This is a genomic window from Methylobacterium sp. 285MFTsu5.1, assembly GCF_000383455.1.
Taxonomy (GTDB): domain Bacteria; phylum Pseudomonadota; class Alphaproteobacteria; order Rhizobiales; family Beijerinckiaceae; genus Methylobacterium.
This window is the reverse complement of the sequence record NZ_KB911319.1, coordinates 1-14,803: the sequence shown is the minus strand read 5'-3', so window position 1 is coordinate 14,803 and position 14,803 is coordinate 1. Positions and strand designations below refer to the sequence as shown.

The following is a 14,803-nucleotide window of genomic DNA, read 5'->3' as shown; positions in this document are numbered from 1 at the left end:
CGAGGTAGAAGGCGCCGTCGACGAGGCGGCGGGCGAGGCGATGGGCCTCGGCCGTGTCGGGCTTGGGCAGGGCGGCCGCCTCCCCCTCCCCTTCACGTCCGGCGCGGCGGCGCGCGAGGGCGTGCAGGAGCGGGTTGATGCCGGCGCGGGCGAGGTGGGGATGGGCGGCGAGGTAGGCGGCGGAGTCGAAGTCGGGGCGCGGGTCGCGGGTCGCGCGCCAGCCGTGGACGAGGTAGTCGCGCACCGGGTCGGCCGTGATCCCGTACCAGCTCGCGTAGAACGCCGTGTCAAAGTGCGGGGCCAGGACGGCGATCTGCGCGTCCGCGGTGACGAGATCGTCCGCCGCCGGCAGGCCGCGGCGGGCCGCCAGCCGGATCAGCGGGTTGCCGCTCGCGCGGACCGGGCCGGAGCGCGCCCAGCGATGGTACAGGCCGCGGATCCGCTTCAACGCGCGGCGCCCGTTCTGTCGCGCGACGGCCGCCGATCGCCGTCGGAGGGCATGTCGGAATCGGCGCTGGGTTCGAGGCCTGGAGCTCGGGTGAGCATGTGTTCGCGCGGGCTGGATCGAAGGCGTCTCGGCGCGCCGGGCAGCGTGCCGCGCCGACGCCCATCGCCCTAACGGAACGCGCGCGCGGGGTAAACAACCGCACGCCCTGCCCCACGTCCCGCGCGACCCGCCGGCGCGGTCAGATCAGGTCGGACCGCCACGTGACGTTCTCCCGCACGATCCGCGCGGGGTTGCCGGCGGCCACGCAATGGGGCGGCACCGTCCCGGTGACGACGGCGTGCGCGCCGACGATCGCGTTGTCGCCGATGACCGTGCCCTTGAGGAGCGTGGCCTGATTGGCGATCCAGACGTGGTTGCCGACCCGGACGGGCTTGGCCGAGTTCAGCCGCGCGCCGGTGTCCTGGGTGACGATGGAGTGGAAGTCGCTCGTCGTCATCCAGACGCCCGACGCGATCGAGCAGTCCGTGCCGATCTCGATCGCCTTTCCCTCGACGGGGTTGAGATGGACGAGCCCGGTGAAGCCGGTCCGGTCGCCGATGCGCAGCACCGAGCCGGGGCCGATATAGATGTTGGCCATCGACAGCCGCACGTCCTCACCGACATCGAATCGGGAGTTCGACTCGATGACGATGTGCATGTCCTTGTCGGACACGCAGCCCCTGCCTATGCGGATGTAGTTGTTGTCGCCGTTGACGTAGATTTTTCCCGCTTGGCTGTGCTGATCCCGCGAATCAATGTCGATGACATTATTCTCCCCTTTGTCGAAGATATTCAAAGACATAATTCGCTCTGCGGGATCTATGAACGCCCCTGGGTGCGGCGCGGCCGGCGTCCCGGAGCGGACGGCCGCACATCGAACCCGCGGAAGGAAGCTCGCCTTCTGACATGACGATTACGGTATCGGCGTGCCGAGATCGGGATCCGTCGACATTCGGCGGTTGTGCCGATGCCTCCGAGCCGGCAGCGGCGTTTCAGGAATGTCTCTAAGCCATCAGGCGCCGTCCTCACAACTCGCGCGGGGATCTGGTGCGGGTGGCCGGTGCCGGTCGGCGCGGCTCCGCGCGGCTGTTGACGCCGGAAGGCGCCTGTGACGTATGCCGTCAGCCAGTGAAATCGTGGGATGAGGCCGTCCGATGGCTGAGGACAACACCCTGACGAAGGCCCTGGTAGACGTTCGGGCGCGCCGGGCCGCGCTGCAGAGCGACTACGATCGGATCACGGCCGAGCTGACCAAGCTCCGGGCAGCTGAGGCCGCGCTGACCTCCATCGTCGAGGGGATCCCGCTCGACGCCTCCGGTCTTTACGCGCCCGAGGGACCGCGGGCCGCCGCGGCCGACCGCGCCGCGCCTGCCTCTGGCGGACGGCGGGGCGCCCGCGGTCCCCGGTCCAACTCAGCCAAGGGGCGGCTGAAGGCGCTGCTCGGCTCGACCGGACCGCAGGGCCTGTCGCATGCCCAGATCGCCGAGCGGCTGCCCGACGTCGCGCCCAACACCCTCAACACCTATCTCAGCATGCTGGTGACCGGCGGCGAGGCGATCCGGAACGGCGACTTCTTCACCGCCGCCGCAGCCCCCGACGGGACCGAGGTCGGTGACGCCGAGGCCGATCCGGAGGAAGAGGTCCGGCACGACGCCGCCGCGGAGTGATACCGGCACCAGTCTCGGACAGGGCCGTCCGATACGGTCCCGCGCCCGCCACGCCTCCGGGTCAGGCGGCCGCCGACATCCGGCGGATGATCGGCAGCATCAGCGCGCTCGGCGCGGCGGCCGGAACAGGAAAGATCGTGGCCGTCTGGTCGGTCTTCACCCGGGGCAGCCGCTCGATCACCGTCCGAAGGTTCGGGAGCGTTCGCGCCAGGGTCGCGGCCAGCGTCTCGCCGGCGATCTTGGCCATGACGTATTCCAGGGTGTCGCGGGGCGCCTCGTCGATGGCGCTCGTCGACGGGTAGAAGGCCGCCACGGCGTCGCCGCGCTCCAGGCAGAATTGGCTCAGCTCGTAGAAGGCGGTGTTGTAGACGTGCATCATCTCGTCCAGGCAGGCCGGTTCGAAGGGCGCGCGTTTCTGGCGGAAGATGCGGGGCGTCGCGAAGTGGTAGAGCTGCGACGGCCGCATCGCCAGCGCCGCTAGCTGCGCGGCGGCCGGCTCGCCGGCGTCGTAGCGGAGGACCTGGCAGCGCCCGCCGGCGTCGCGGATCTCCCGGGCGATCGTCTCCGCCTCGGCGGCGCCGGACGCGTAGGTGATGCAGACCGCCCCGCCCCCGGCGGCGATCAGCTTGGCGGTCGCGGCGCCGAGCCCCCGTGACCCGCCCACGATCAGAGCGGACACCGCCGCGAAAGCGCCCGGCTCCACCAGCGCCGCGAGGTCCCGCAGGCTCTCCTGCTCCACCGGCCGTGGGCGGACGAAGCCCTCGACCCGGGCGACGAGGCCGGGGCCGACGGCGTCCAGCGTCACCGATTGCAGCATCGGCTGGAACCGCTTCACCGCGTAGCCGAGGCGCGAGCCGGTGCCCCCCTCGGTGACGGTCACGTCGATCTTCGAGAGGATCGAGTGGAGGCCGGGCACGAACATGCCGACGAGCGTCGACAGGCCGCCCAGGGCGGCGACCCGGCCGGGACCGAGGGCGCGGGCGAGGCGCGGCGCCAGCGCGGCGATCGCCGCCGGGTCCGGCAGCGCGAAGGCGCCGGCGAGTTCCGTTAGGGCCGCCGGATCGCGGGCGACCGGCTCGGCGGGGATCGCGACGGGCGCAACCTCGACCGGCTGACCCGGTGCCCGCTCCGCCGCGAAGGTCGCCTGGATCGTCAGGGTGCGGACGCCGTCCACCGCCACGGACAGGCGCAGCTGCCGCGCGTCTGCCTCGTGGACCGTCAGGACGGTCCGGTCCCCGACCAGCACGAACCGCTCGAACCGCATCTGGAGCGTCGCGAGCCGGTCGAGGGGATGGGCGTCGGCGCAGGCATCGAGGGCCCAGAGGGCGGCGTGGACGCCGTGGACGGCGCGCTCGCCGGCGAGCGTCCGCCGGGCCATCCGGGCGTCCATGTGCATCGGGTTCACGTCGCCGGTCGCCCGCGCGAAGGCGGCCTGATGGGCCTCGGTCCAAGTCCGCGTCGTCGCGGCGGCCTCGTCCGAACCGGATCCGTTCATCGCGCAGCTCCTCCTCGGCCGGTCCCCGCTCGGTTCCCGCCCCGTCCCCGCCCCGGCCGGGCTGGCCGGCCGCCGGATGCCCGGCCCCTTGCTTTATGGCACGCGATCTCGCAAGAGGGCGGCGCTCGCACGCACGGAAAGGGGCCGGTCGATCGCCGGAGGGCAGGCATCCGCAGGGTGTCGCAGGGACCGGTATCGAGGATGACCACGGCTCGCGCCCTGTCGATCGGTTTCGTCGGAAACGTCGTCACCAACCCGTTCGGGAAGGTGGCGGGCCGCCTCGCGGATCTCGCCACGGTCTCGTGCGAGCATCTCCCCATCGGACAGATCGAGCAGGTGCTGGCGGGACCCGCCGTCGCCGACGTCCTGATCGTGCATCTCGACCATCGCTGGTTCTTCGACGTCGCCCCGGACGAGGCGGCCGTCGCCCGCGCGCGCGGCCTCGCCGAGCTCGTCTCGGCGCGGCTTGCGCGGGCGCCGGGTACGATCATCCTCAACACCGTGCCGTTCGTGCCGGTCTCGTCCGTCGAGAGCGACCTCCACGATCAGCTGGAGGCGCTCGCGCGGGTGAACGCGGTGCTGTTCGACCTCGCCCGGGCGCAGGAGCGGGTCAGCGTCGTCGACGTCGCCGGCGCGCTGGCGCTGCTCGGCTTCGCCAACGCCTTCCGCGAGCGCAACCGGTACATGTACCAGATGCCTTACGCCCCGGCCGCCGTGGACGCGCTCAACGAGCGCTACGCCGACGCCGTCGCGGCGCGGCTGCGGGCGCGCCGCAAGGTGGTGGTGGTCGACGCCGACAACACGCTCTGGGGTGGCGTCGTCGGCGAGGACGGCGTGGAGAACCTGGAGGTCGACAGCGACTATCCGGGGATCGTCCACACCCAGCTCCAGCGCCAGCTCCTACGCCTGAAGGGCCTCGGGATCCTGCTCTGCGCGGTGACGAAGAACAACGAGGAGGATTTCCGCGCGGTCTTCGCCCAGCGCGCGATGCCGCTCCGCCTCGACGATTTCGTGGCCTACCGCAGCAACTGGACGGAGAAGAGCGAGAACATCCGCGACCTCGCGGCGACCCTGAACCTCGGCCTCGACAGCTTCATCTTCCTCGACGACAACCCCTTCGAGATTGAGGAGGTGCGCGCCCGGCTTCCCGGGGTCGAGTGCTACCTGTTCGACCGGACGCGCCCCGAGCAGGCGCTCACCCTCCTCGACGGGATCGCGTCCCTGCGCGCCCGGAACGTCACCGCCGAGGATCTGGCCAAGACCGAGCAGTACCGCGGCGAGGCCCAGCGCCAGGAGCTGCAGCGCTCCGCCGCCTCGATGGACGAGTATCTCGCCTCCCTCGGAATTCGGGTGCACGTTGCCCGCAACAATCCGGGGTCCCTGCGACGGGTCACGCAGCTGATCAACAAGACCAACCAGTTCAACCTGACGACCCGGCGCTACACCGAGGACGAGGTCGCCATCGCCATGCGGGAAGGCGGCGTCTACGCGGCCCGGGTGGTCGACCGGTTCGGCGACATGGGCATCGTTGGGGTCGCCATCGTCCGGGGCGGCGAACTCGAGACGTTCCTGATGAGCTGCCGGGCCCTCGGACGCCGCATCGAGGCCCAAATTCTGCGCCACGTCTGCCAGCAGGAGGGTGATCGGGACCTGAAGGCCCAGTATCGCCCGAGCGCGAAGAACCGGATGGTCGAGAGCTTCCTCGACGACAACGGCTTCGAACCCCTCAGCGCTGGCCCCGAGGGCAAGACGTACCGACTGACACGAGGACCGGATGACACCCCCTACATCCACATCGTCGCGGAGTGACCGCGGCGCCGTCGAGGCGGCTGCTCGCGCCACCTTCGCGCGGCTCGTCGAGACCTGGGGGCGCCCGGACCTGGAGAATCCCGGGCCCGAGGACGACGTGTACGAGCGGCTCGACTCCTTCGCGGTGGTCGAGCTCCTCCTCGAGACGGAATCCGAGATCGAGCGGACGGTCGGCCGCTACGTGCCGCTCGCCAACGAGAGCATCCTCGACAGCACGAAGTCGCCGCTCCGCCGCTTCCAGGGCTGGATCGACTACGTCGCCGAGACGGTCGAGCATGGCTGACCTGCGGTTCTCGCGCGCGACCCTCGCGGGGCTCGTCACCACGGTCGGCGCGCGCGTCCAGGCCTTCGACGACGAGGCGGCCGCCCTTGGGCTCGCCCCCGAGGAGGCGGAGCGCCTCAAGCGGGCCATGGGCTTCTCGACCCGGCACGTCGTCGCCGATCTCGGCACCACGACGGCGGATCTCTGCCTGCACTCGGCGCGCCACCTCCTGCGCGGCCTCGACCTGCAGCCCGACGCCGTCGACGGCCTGATCCTCGTCACCCAGACGCCGGATTACAGCTCGCCGTCAACGTCGATCGGGATGCAGCACCGCCTCGGCATGCGGACCGACACGCTCTGCTTCGACATCCGCCTCGGCTGCAGCGGCTTCGTCTACGGATTGTCGGTCGCCTACAGCCTGGTCGAATCCGGCCTCGACCGCGTCCTCCTCTGCGTCGGCGACGTCGCGAGCCGCATGGTCGCGACCGGGGATCGGTCGATCACCCCGATCATGGGCGATGCCGGCGCCGCGGTGCTGATCGAGCGGCGCGAGAACGAGAGCTTCTTCCAGCTCCACAGCGACGGCTCGGGCGAGAAGGCCTTGTTCATCCCGCACAGCGGCCTCCGGGCCGACGCCGAGGACGCGGACAAGCCCGGCACCATGCACATGGACGGGGCGCAGGTCTTCAACTTCACCCTCAAGCGCGTCCCGCCGCTGATCGAGGGCATCCTGGCCTTCTCGGACACGCGCGCCGAGGACGTCGACTTCCTGGTCCTGCACCAGCCGAACAAGTACATCCTCAAGAATCTCCAGCGCCGCCTGGGGCTCGACGACAGCAAACTCCCGACCGGCACCCAGTCGGTCTACGGCAACCAGAACTCGGCCTCGATCCCCGGCACCATCTCAGGCTTCCTCGCGGAGGCCTATGCGGGCCGGCGGGTGCGCTCGCTGCTCGCCGGCTTCGGGGTTGGGCTGAGCTGGGGAGCCTGCACGATCACCACCGACCGGATCTTCGCGCCCCCGGTCCTGACCTACGAGGAGACCACCCGATGACCGAGGGCGCATTCCTGGACGAGCTCGGTACGATCCTCGACCAGCCGGGACCGCTCGCCCGCGGGCAGAGCCTCGGTGAGATCGAGACCTTCGACTCGCTCGGCATCCTCAACATCATGGCGCTCTACGACACGCTGGGCCTCGAGGTGGATCCGCAACGGATCGCCGGGGCGGCGACCACCGACGACCTGATCGCGCTGGCCGGCGCGAAGCTGCAGGCCTGAGCCGATGTCGGAGCCGGGGGAGCACGTCCTCGTCGTCGGGGCCAGCAGCGGCATCGGCCGCGCCGTCGCCGAGCGCCTCCGCGCGGGCGGGGCGCGGATCACCGCCCTCGCCCGGCGGGCGGACCGGCTCGCCGAGCTGGAGGCCCTCGGCTGCACTGCCGTCGCGGCCGACGTCACCGACCTGCCGGCGATCGGCGGCGTGCTGCAGGCGGCCGTGGCCGAGCACGGGCTCCTGACCGGGCTCGTGTACTGCGCGGGCATCCAGGTCATCAAGCCGATGCGCAGCCTCGGCGTGGAGGAGGTCGAGCGCCTCTACCGCACCAACCTCGTTGCGCCGACCCTGTTCGCGGCCTCCTTCGGCAGCGCCCGCGTCTCGACCCGGGACGCGGTGTTCTGCGCGGTCTCGTCCGTCGCGGCGCAGCGGCCCGAGCCGGCGATCGTGCCCTACGCCGCTTCCAAGGCAGGGCTCGACGCCCTGATCAAGGGCCTAGCCCGGGAACTCGCCCCCCGGCGCGCGGTCGGCGTCGCCCCCGGCTGGCTCGACACCGAGATGACCCAGGCCCATGCCCGCCTGTACGGCGCGGAGTTCAAGGAGGTGCTGGAGAAGCGCAGCCCCGCGGGCGCCGCGACCGTCGAGTCCGTGGTCGATGCCATCGCGTTCCTGATGTCGCCCCAGGCCCGGCACGTCACCGGCGAGATCCTGCGCGTCGACGGCGGGGCCGTGCTTTGACCGGGCCGGGGCAGCGGCTCGCGCTAATCGGCGGCGGCGGCTTCTCCAAGGAGATCGCCGAGGTCGCACAGTTGCGCGGCTACACGGTGGAGGCCACCTATTCGAGCCAACCGACCGCGCAGGTCGGAACCTATAGGGGCTACCTCGACGAACTGCTGGCCGACCGCGCCCAGTATGATGGCGTGGCGCTTGCGGTGGGAGGCGTGAGCCGGGCGGCGATCCAAGCGCGGGCCGAGATCATCGCGTGGCTCGATCGCCACGCCCTGCCCTGCCCGCCCCTGGTGTCGCCGCACGCAATTGTTAGCCAAGACGTTGTGCTGGGCGCGGGGGCATTCGTGGCGCACGGGGTCATTGTCAACGTCGATGCGCGGCTAGGGCGGTTCTGTGTCGTCAACACCGGCGCGATCATCGGGCATGACGCGGAGATCGGCGACAACACGACGATCTCGCCGGCGGCCTTCATCGGCGGCCGGTGTATGATCGGCGCGGACGGTCTGGTGGGGCCGCTCGCGAAGGTGTTGCAGGGCCTCAAGATCGGCGAGCGGGCGATGATCGGCATGGGCTGTACGGTGCTGCGCGCGGTGCCGGACGACGCGGCGGTTTGGCCGAAGCCCGATAATCCAATCGCGCCGGACCGCATTTGAACTCATCCGCGTCTCGATGAGCTGCGTGTTAGCTCGCCGACTTGGGGGGGCTTTCTGCTCATAGCTTCGGCACCGTATTGCAGGGCACTGCCGCTCGCACTTCGAGCTGGCTCGCCCGGTTGCCAATTCACCAACGAGCCCTCTCGGGTGATTGAGCGACCCGTGCCCATCCAACCGTGCGCGGCACGCGATGAGCCGCGGTCGATCACGCCTTCACGCTGCGAACCATACGTACTCAGCGCCTGGGACTGATTCAATCGGGCAGGGGCAGGCCTGATTATCAGGGAATTGAACTTTCATACGTTGGTATCTGGCAGCATTACTCCAAAAATTGCACTTGTTGATCAATCATGTAGCTCACTAATTCCCGTCGTTTTTGAGCAGGGAATTATCGGGCCGTTACAGGGATCGAACTAGACACCACCGGACACCTATCAGCTCAAAAATGGCCCTCGGTCGCAATTGAAACCTTGATTGGTGTTTGTATATGGTCCCTCATGGCCGTGGCACGTCAGCAAGCTATTCAGCTCGTCTATGCGCTCATGTACGGGGCGCCGGAATCAGCACGGCTACGCCTCGACAAGCCGGTCCCCTCTCGTCTCGCAGCCAGCGTGAGACGTCTCCTCGACGAAGATCTCGCGCAGGCTCAGCTAGCCAAAATGGGAATCCGGCATCCGCCCTGGCGTTCTACGACGAGTTGCCAGCCGCGACTGGGCATGAGGTTCAGTACACGTCTTATCGCGTATTCAACCTCGCTGTGGCGCATGAGCTGACTCGCTTCGGCTGCAAGCAGGGAGAGGTCGTCGATCTTATCGCTGCAATTCAAGACAAACTGAAGGACGCCTTCGGCATAGCGAATGATAGCCTTCAGACATGGGGGCGCACGAGCTCCCGCACGGCTTCGCGCACGGCTTCTGCACCCTGACCCCCGACGTGATGGTCGCCTACAAGGTCGACGACTACTACAGCCCCGAGCACGACCGCGCGCTGTTCTGGAACGATCCGGCGATCGGGATCCCGTGGCCGGTCTCGGGAGAGGCGGCGATCCTGTCCGACAAGGATCGCCGGGCGCCCAAGCTCGCCGATCTCGGCCGCGTCTTCTGAAGAGCGCGGCCGCAATTTTGTCACGACGGCCGGTCTTAGGCTGCCCCGGCTTTCTCAGTTCTCGATCGATCCGAAGAGGTAATCCGCCATGCGCATCCTGGTGACCGGAGGCTGCGGCTTCATCGGCTCGGCGCTGGTGCTGCACCTCGTCAACGATCTCGGCCACGACGTCTGCACCCTCGACGCGATGACCTACGCGGCCAACCCGGTCTCGCTGGCGCCGCTCGCCGACAACCCGCGCCATCGCCTGGTCGAGGCCGATATCTGCGACCGCGCCGCCGTGCAGAAGGCCTTTGCGGACTTCAAGCCCGAGGCGGTGATGCACCTGGCCGCCGAGAGCCACGTCGACCGCTCGATCACCGACCCGGGCGCCTTCGTGCGCACCAACGTGATCGGCACGCAGACCATGCTGGACGGCGCCCGCGGCCATTACGAGACGCTGCCGGAGGCCGAGAGGAGGACCTTCCGCTTCCTCCACGTCTCCACCGACGAGGTCTACGGCTCGCTGCCGCCGGACGCGTTCTTCACGGAGGAGAGCCGCTACGATCCGCGCTCGCCCTACTCGGCCTCGAAGGCGGCCTCTGACCACCTCGCCCGCGCCTGGCACGAGACCTACGGGCTGCCGGTCCTGGTGACCAACTGCTCGAACAATTACGGGCCGCGTCACTTCCCCGAGAAGCTGATCCCGCTGATGATCCTCAACGCCCTCGAGGGCAAGAAGCTGCCCGTCTACGGCGACGGCCTGAACGAGCGCGACTGGATCCACGTGGAGGACCACGCCAAGGGCCTCGTGGCCGTGCTGGAGCGCGGCCGGATCGGCGAGACCTACCTGCTCGGCGGCCGCGCGGTGCGCAACAACCTCGCGGTGGTCAAGGCGCTGTGCGCGGCCTTCGACCGGCTCCGCCCGCAGGGCGCCCCGCACGAGCAGCTGATCAGCTTCGTGGCCGACCGCCCGGGCCACGACCGGCGCTACGCGATCGACTGCACCAAGGCCGAGACCGAGCTCGGCTGGCGCCCGCAGAAGACCTTCGAGCAGGCGCTTGAGGAGACCGTGGCGTGGTACCTCGGGAACGAGGGCTGGTGGCGCCCGATCCGCGAGGGCCGCTACAAGGGCGAGCGCCTGGGGCTCAACGGCTGATGGACGTCCTCGTCCTCGGCGGCGCCGGGCAGGTCGGCACCGAGCTTCAGGCCCTGGCTTGGCCGGACGGCGTCACCGTCCACGCGCCCGGCCGCGCGGAGCTCGACATCACCGACGCGGACGCCGTCGCGGCGGCGCTCGCGGCCCGCGCCTACCGGGCGGTGATCAACACCGCCGCCTACACGGCGGTCGACAAGGCCGAGTCGGACGTGGTGGCGGCGTGGCGCCTCAACGCGCTGGCCCCGGCGATCCTGGCGGCCGCCACGGCGGCCCGGTCTATCCCGCTGGTGCACGTCTCGACCGACTACGTCTTCGCCGGGACCAGGCCCGACGGGGCCTACGCGCCCGACGCTCCGATCGACCCGCAGAGCGTCTACGGCGCCAGCAAGGCCGCCGGCGAGCTGGCGGTGCGCACCGGCAACCCGCGCCACGCCGTCGTCCGGACCGCCTGGGTGGTGAGCCCGCACCGGGGCAACTTCGTCAAGACGATGCTGCGGCTCGCGGCCGAGCGCGACGCCCTGACCGTGGTGAACGACCAGCACGGCTGTCCGACCTCGGCCGCCGACCTCGCCGCCGCCCTCGCGACGATCGCGCAGGCCATGGCGGCGGATCCGGAGGCGCCCGCCGGCACGTTCCACTGCGTGAACCGGGGCGACACCACGTGGTGCGGCTTCGCCGAGGCGATCGTGGCGGGGTCGGCCCGGCGCGGCGGCCGCGCCGTGCCGGTCAAGGGCATCCCGACCTCCGCCTACCCGACACCGGCCCGGCGGCCGGCCAATTCGCGCCTGTCCACCGACAGCCTCACGGCCGCCTCCGACATCGCGCCGCGAACTCGCCGAGATGCTCACTGTTGGCCTGGACAGCTTCATCATCCTCGACGACAACCGTTCGAGCTCGTGGAGCTCTGGGCGGGTCCGGCCAGCGTCGAGCGCCACCTGTACTGCTAACTCTGCCAAATTTCAATTCAGAACGATAAGATGGATCATGGCTTTTAGCTCATCAATTAACAGTGAATCGCTACAGTCGCCGCATGGTTCTTCAGCGCATGATATGATTTTTTTCACAATATGCTCTCGTAACTTTATGGGCTACTCAAACGCTCTCTATAGAGGTGTGTCTAGCACTCATCCTAAGGCGAAGTTTTATGCAGTAATCTGCGATGACGAACGTGCTGGCGATCCGGGCGGAGTTCCTTATGAAATAATCACTCTCAGCCAGCTCGGCATACCAAATATTGAGGCGATGTTACAAAATTATAATATTACCGAATTAAATACCTCACTAAAGCCTTTTGCATTTATGCTTCTGTTCGATAGACACGAGGGGCTGCCCGTAATTTATTTAGATCCAGATATCATGGTTCTCAGCAGGCTCCAAGAAGTAGAGCAGGCCTTCGACGCAGGAGCTCATTGCATATTGACGCCTCATCTTTGCGAACCAGCCGAATATGCGGAGATGGACGACAAGCAGTTTCTAAAATATGGCATATATAATTTGGGCTTTTGCGCTTTTGTGGGCACTGAGCAGGTTAAAAACACAGTTTCATGGTGGGCAAGGCGCTTGGAAAGGTACTGCATCATTGATCTTAAAAACGGGATTTTCGTTGATCAAAAATGGGCCGATTATTTCCCGGCCTTCATCGAGAAAACCGCGATTCTCAGACATCCAGGGTATAATGTTGCGTATTGGAATCTTTCGCAAAGGAGATTAGCTCGAAAGGGTGAGGCATGGACTGTTAATGGAGCGCCGTTGCGATTCTTTCACTTTAGTGGTAATGAAATTGCAAATAAGGAAGTCTTTACGAGGCACTCCAAACAATTTACGCCGAGAAACACCCCAGAGCTGCGAAATATACTAGATCAATATAGGACGCTCTTATATGATTGCGGGCACGAGTACTATTCTAAGATTCCTTACTCCTTTAGCTGGTCTGGACCCAGTGGTTTCAACGAACACACTCCAGAAAAGAAGAAGAAATGATCGAAATTTCGGGATCGGCTGTTCGCGTTTGCACAAGGTATCGGTTCGGTTCATCAGGCCGCAGATCTTATGCATGTCGTATGATGCTAAGGTCGCTGAAGAAAATGTTCTCCCCAATAGATGGCCGGTTTTGACATAAAGTATGAGTATTGCTTTGATTTTGCACTTATAAATCTATCTTCAAGCGACTGTTTAATGATTTCAGTGCAATATAATATTTTTATATTCTCGATCCGCATGGGGCTTTATATTACTATCTTCAGCATTCTCACGATTTCCCAGGATTGCGAAGTTAGAATATCTGAGTTATCTGCGATTGGCTTTTTGCCTTAAGAAGCACGCGTAGTACAGAGCCTATTCTGTGCACTTTCTTCTACATTGGGAATCTATGATTCTAAAGAGACTCAGGTAATCGATAGAGTGTTTGGTATATTATAATATAAGGATATGCCCACATGAAGAATGTGGGTGAACGAGACAATGGTGTAAGCTGAAGGTAAGCATGATGACCAGCACGGGGTCAGAGGATCGAGTGGAGTTGCTGAAGTTCTCTGGCGTAAGCGAGGAGATCCAACTCAGATTTCCATTTATTCAAGAAATCATAAATAAATTTAGAACTCTGGGCTCGGGTTGGCAGGACGATTATCTTTGCAGAGGGTTTATCTCGTTTGCTGATCCGCTTTGCGGCGACGAAATCAAGGTGTGTGTGCCGAATGTAACTTCTTGGAATGCCCTATTTATCGTTAATGAGGGACGTCCTCGATATTCGCTTATCGCTTCCATTATTGGCGTCGGAATGCCGATAGTTGGCATCTTTCTCCATGACCGAGACGTTTGTCTCACATGGATAGATAGCGAATTTAATTTTTCACCCGCGGATGTCGAAGCGCATCTGGCATGGGCCTCAGGAAATGAATTTTTACGTCGACCTGAGAAAGTTTCAATTCTCCTGGGGCACGAAAATTTTGCACACTTCCTTCATAATGAAATTAGTGGAATCAAGAGACTTCTAGATCGCGGGCAAGATAATCTTATTAATATCGAAGGCTTGATTGTCATGCGCGAGCCGCTCGGGCCCATCGGGGAGATTTTCCCGAGTCTTGCTTCATTGCCTGTTACGCGAATTAGCAGCGACAACGTCGCCGAAATTGGTCGTCATGGTAATGTTATCATGGCTGGAGGAGTCACAATCAATCGAGAAACTCGCGCGGAAGTAATAGATTATCTCAAGAGGCGCCAGAGAGAAAATTACCCTGCCCTCACTGAAATCTTGGCCGCGCTTCCTCGTCCAATTATTATGCTAGGCCTTCGATCCCACTCCAGACGTGCGGGCGGATTGGATGATGTCTATTTAAAATTGGCGTGTCAAATGATGGAAAGGTATGGGGATGTAAGCTTAATCCTCGATGGGTTTAGTCTGCCTGTAAACTTTGATCCAGTTGGTAAAGAGGGCTGGTTCAGCAGTGTAGCGCGAGAAAGTGCTGACTTCATTGAGAGTTTCGCCAAGAGAGCACAATCTGCTGGAATTAAGCATGTAGTTTCTACCTGTGGCTACGATGTCGCTGTCGCACTCTGGTTCAGTCTCCATGCCCAGTTCTATGTTTCCAACCACGGTACGCAGCAACATAAAGCGGGGTGGTTTTCGGAAGCATTCGGTATCATTCATGCGCCGGTGGAGGAAATGAATGAGAGTCGGGTAATTTGGTTTAAGCGGTTAGTTGAAGGAGCGGGTGATTTCGACTGCGTTCCTGAGAGCCATTTCGTGAGCGATAAATTATATGCCGACCAGTGGTCTGGCGGCTATAGATTTAGAGATGCTGATCTTTCAGCTAATTGGATTTGCAACCGAATGCTGAGAAACGAGCTGCTTGAAGGTCGACCCTCGCATCAATGCTTTGATTTAGCTTGGTATCTGCGCATGAACCCGGATGTGGCCGAGGCCGGGGTCTCACCGCTGGACCACTATCTGCGCCCGGGCGAAGCGGAGGGGCGTTGGCCGAACCCGTACTTCGATCCAGCCATGTACCTGCGTATGAACCCGGACGTGGCCGAGGCTGGGGTCTCACCGTTGGACCACTATCTGCGCTCGGGCGAAGCAGAGGGGCGTTGGCCGAACCCGTACTTCGATCCAGCCTGGTACCTGCGTATGAACTTGGACGTGGCGGAGGCCGGGTTCTCACCGCTGGACCACTATCTGCGCTCGGGCGAG

General features: G+C 64.9%; 12 protein-coding genes and 3 pseudogenes. 12 read left to right on the top strand and 3 right to left on the bottom strand.

Annotated elements, in window-relative coordinates; translation table 11 throughout:
* Together H288_RS0130930 and H288_RS0130925 are read right to left on the bottom strand one after the other, a co-directional pair.
* Positions 1–448, bottom strand: a pseudogene (locus tag H288_RS0130930) (glycosyl transferase); the annotation flags it as partial.
* Positions 449–686: 238 nt separating this feature from the next.
* On the bottom strand, positions 687–1,160 hold the full coding sequence (locus H288_RS0130925) for an acyltransferase (RefSeq protein WP_245274590.1): 474 nt from the start codon (positions 1,158–1,160) through the stop codon (positions 687–689).
* 481 nt (positions 1,161–1,641) lie between these two features.
* Here H288_RS0130925 and H288_RS0130920 point away from each other — a divergent pair, with 481 nt between their 5' ends.
* On the top strand, positions 1,642–2,154 hold the full coding sequence (locus H288_RS0130920) for a hypothetical protein (protein ID WP_020096432.1): 513 nt from the start codon (positions 1,642–1,644) through the stop codon (positions 2,152–2,154).
* 61 nt (positions 2,155–2,215) lie between these two features.
* Here H288_RS0130920 and H288_RS0130915 read toward each other — a convergent pair whose 3' ends face one another.
* Entirely contained in the window at positions 2,216–3,649 is a 1,434-nt protein-coding gene (locus H288_RS0130915) for an SDR family NAD(P)-dependent oxidoreductase (RefSeq protein WP_020096431.1), read from the bottom strand.
* Between the two features lie 201 nt (positions 3,650–3,850).
* On the opposite strand from H288_RS0130915, the gene H288_RS0130910 reads away from it, so the two are divergent.
* From H288_RS0130910 to H288_RS35375, 11 genes and pseudogenes are all read left to right on the top strand, one after another.
* Positions 3,851–5,458 (top strand): HAD-IIIC family phosphatase, encoded by a 1,608-nt coding sequence (locus tag H288_RS0130910; protein WP_020096430.1) that lies wholly within the window; start codon positions 3,851–3,853, stop codon positions 5,456–5,458.
* Positions 5,424–5,741: a hypothetical protein gene (locus H288_RS35385; protein ID WP_012318195.1), complete on the top strand. Its 318-nt coding sequence runs from the start codon at positions 5,424–5,426 to the stop codon at positions 5,739–5,741. Before H288_RS0130910 ends, H288_RS35385 begins: the two co-directional genes overlap by 35 nt.
* The gene (locus H288_RS0130900; RefSeq protein ID WP_020096428.1) at positions 5,734–6,774 is read left to right on the top strand and encodes a ketoacyl-ACP synthase III; all 1,041 of its coding nucleotides are present in this window, start codon (positions 5,734–5,736) and stop codon (positions 6,772–6,774) included. Before H288_RS35385 ends, H288_RS0130900 begins: the two co-directional genes overlap by 8 nt.
* Positions 6,771–6,998 carry a hypothetical protein gene (locus H288_RS0130895; RefSeq protein WP_010685059.1) on the top strand — a complete coding sequence of 76 codons (228 nt, stop codon included), beginning with the start codon at positions 6,771–6,773 and terminating at the stop codon, positions 6,996–6,998. Before H288_RS0130900 ends, H288_RS0130895 begins: the two co-directional genes overlap by 4 nt.
* 4 nt (positions 6,999–7,002) lie before the next feature.
* Complete coding sequence (locus H288_RS0130890) at positions 7,003–7,728, top strand: SDR family oxidoreductase (protein WP_020096427.1); 726 nt, start codon at positions 7,003–7,005, stop codon at positions 7,726–7,728.
* Positions 7,725–8,372 carry a NeuD/PglB/VioB family sugar acetyltransferase gene (locus tag H288_RS0130885; RefSeq protein WP_020096426.1) on the top strand — a complete coding sequence of 216 codons (648 nt, stop codon included), beginning with the start codon at positions 7,725–7,727 and terminating at the stop codon, positions 8,370–8,372. The genes H288_RS0130890 and H288_RS0130885 overlap by 4 nt, the downstream gene beginning before the upstream one ends.
* 885 nt (positions 8,373–9,257) lie before the next feature.
* A pseudogene (gene rfbC / locus H288_RS33265) lies at positions 9,258–9,476 on the top strand (dTDP-4-dehydrorhamnose 3,5-epimerase); the annotation flags it as partial.
* An 88-nt stretch (positions 9,477–9,564) separates the two neighbouring features.
* Positions 9,565–10,614, top strand: a complete 1,050-nt coding sequence (gene rfbB / locus H288_RS0130875) for a dTDP-glucose 4,6-dehydratase (RefSeq protein ID WP_020096424.1) — start codon at positions 9,565–9,567, stop codon at positions 10,612–10,614.
* Positions 10,614–11,561: a dTDP-4-dehydrorhamnose reductase gene (rfbD, locus tag H288_RS0130870; RefSeq protein WP_020096423.1), complete on the top strand. Its 948-nt coding sequence runs from the start codon at positions 10,614–10,616 to the stop codon at positions 11,559–11,561. Before rfbB ends, rfbD begins: the two co-directional genes overlap by 1 nt.
* A 37-nt stretch (positions 11,562–11,598) precedes the next feature.
* Positions 11,599–12,594 carry a hypothetical protein gene (locus H288_RS35380; RefSeq protein WP_158684274.1) on the top strand — a complete coding sequence of 332 codons (996 nt, stop codon included), beginning with the start codon at positions 11,599–11,601 and terminating at the stop codon, positions 12,592–12,594.
* 502 nt (positions 12,595–13,096) lie between these two features.
* Positions 13,097–14,803: pseudogene (locus H288_RS35375) on the top strand (hypothetical protein); the annotation flags it as partial.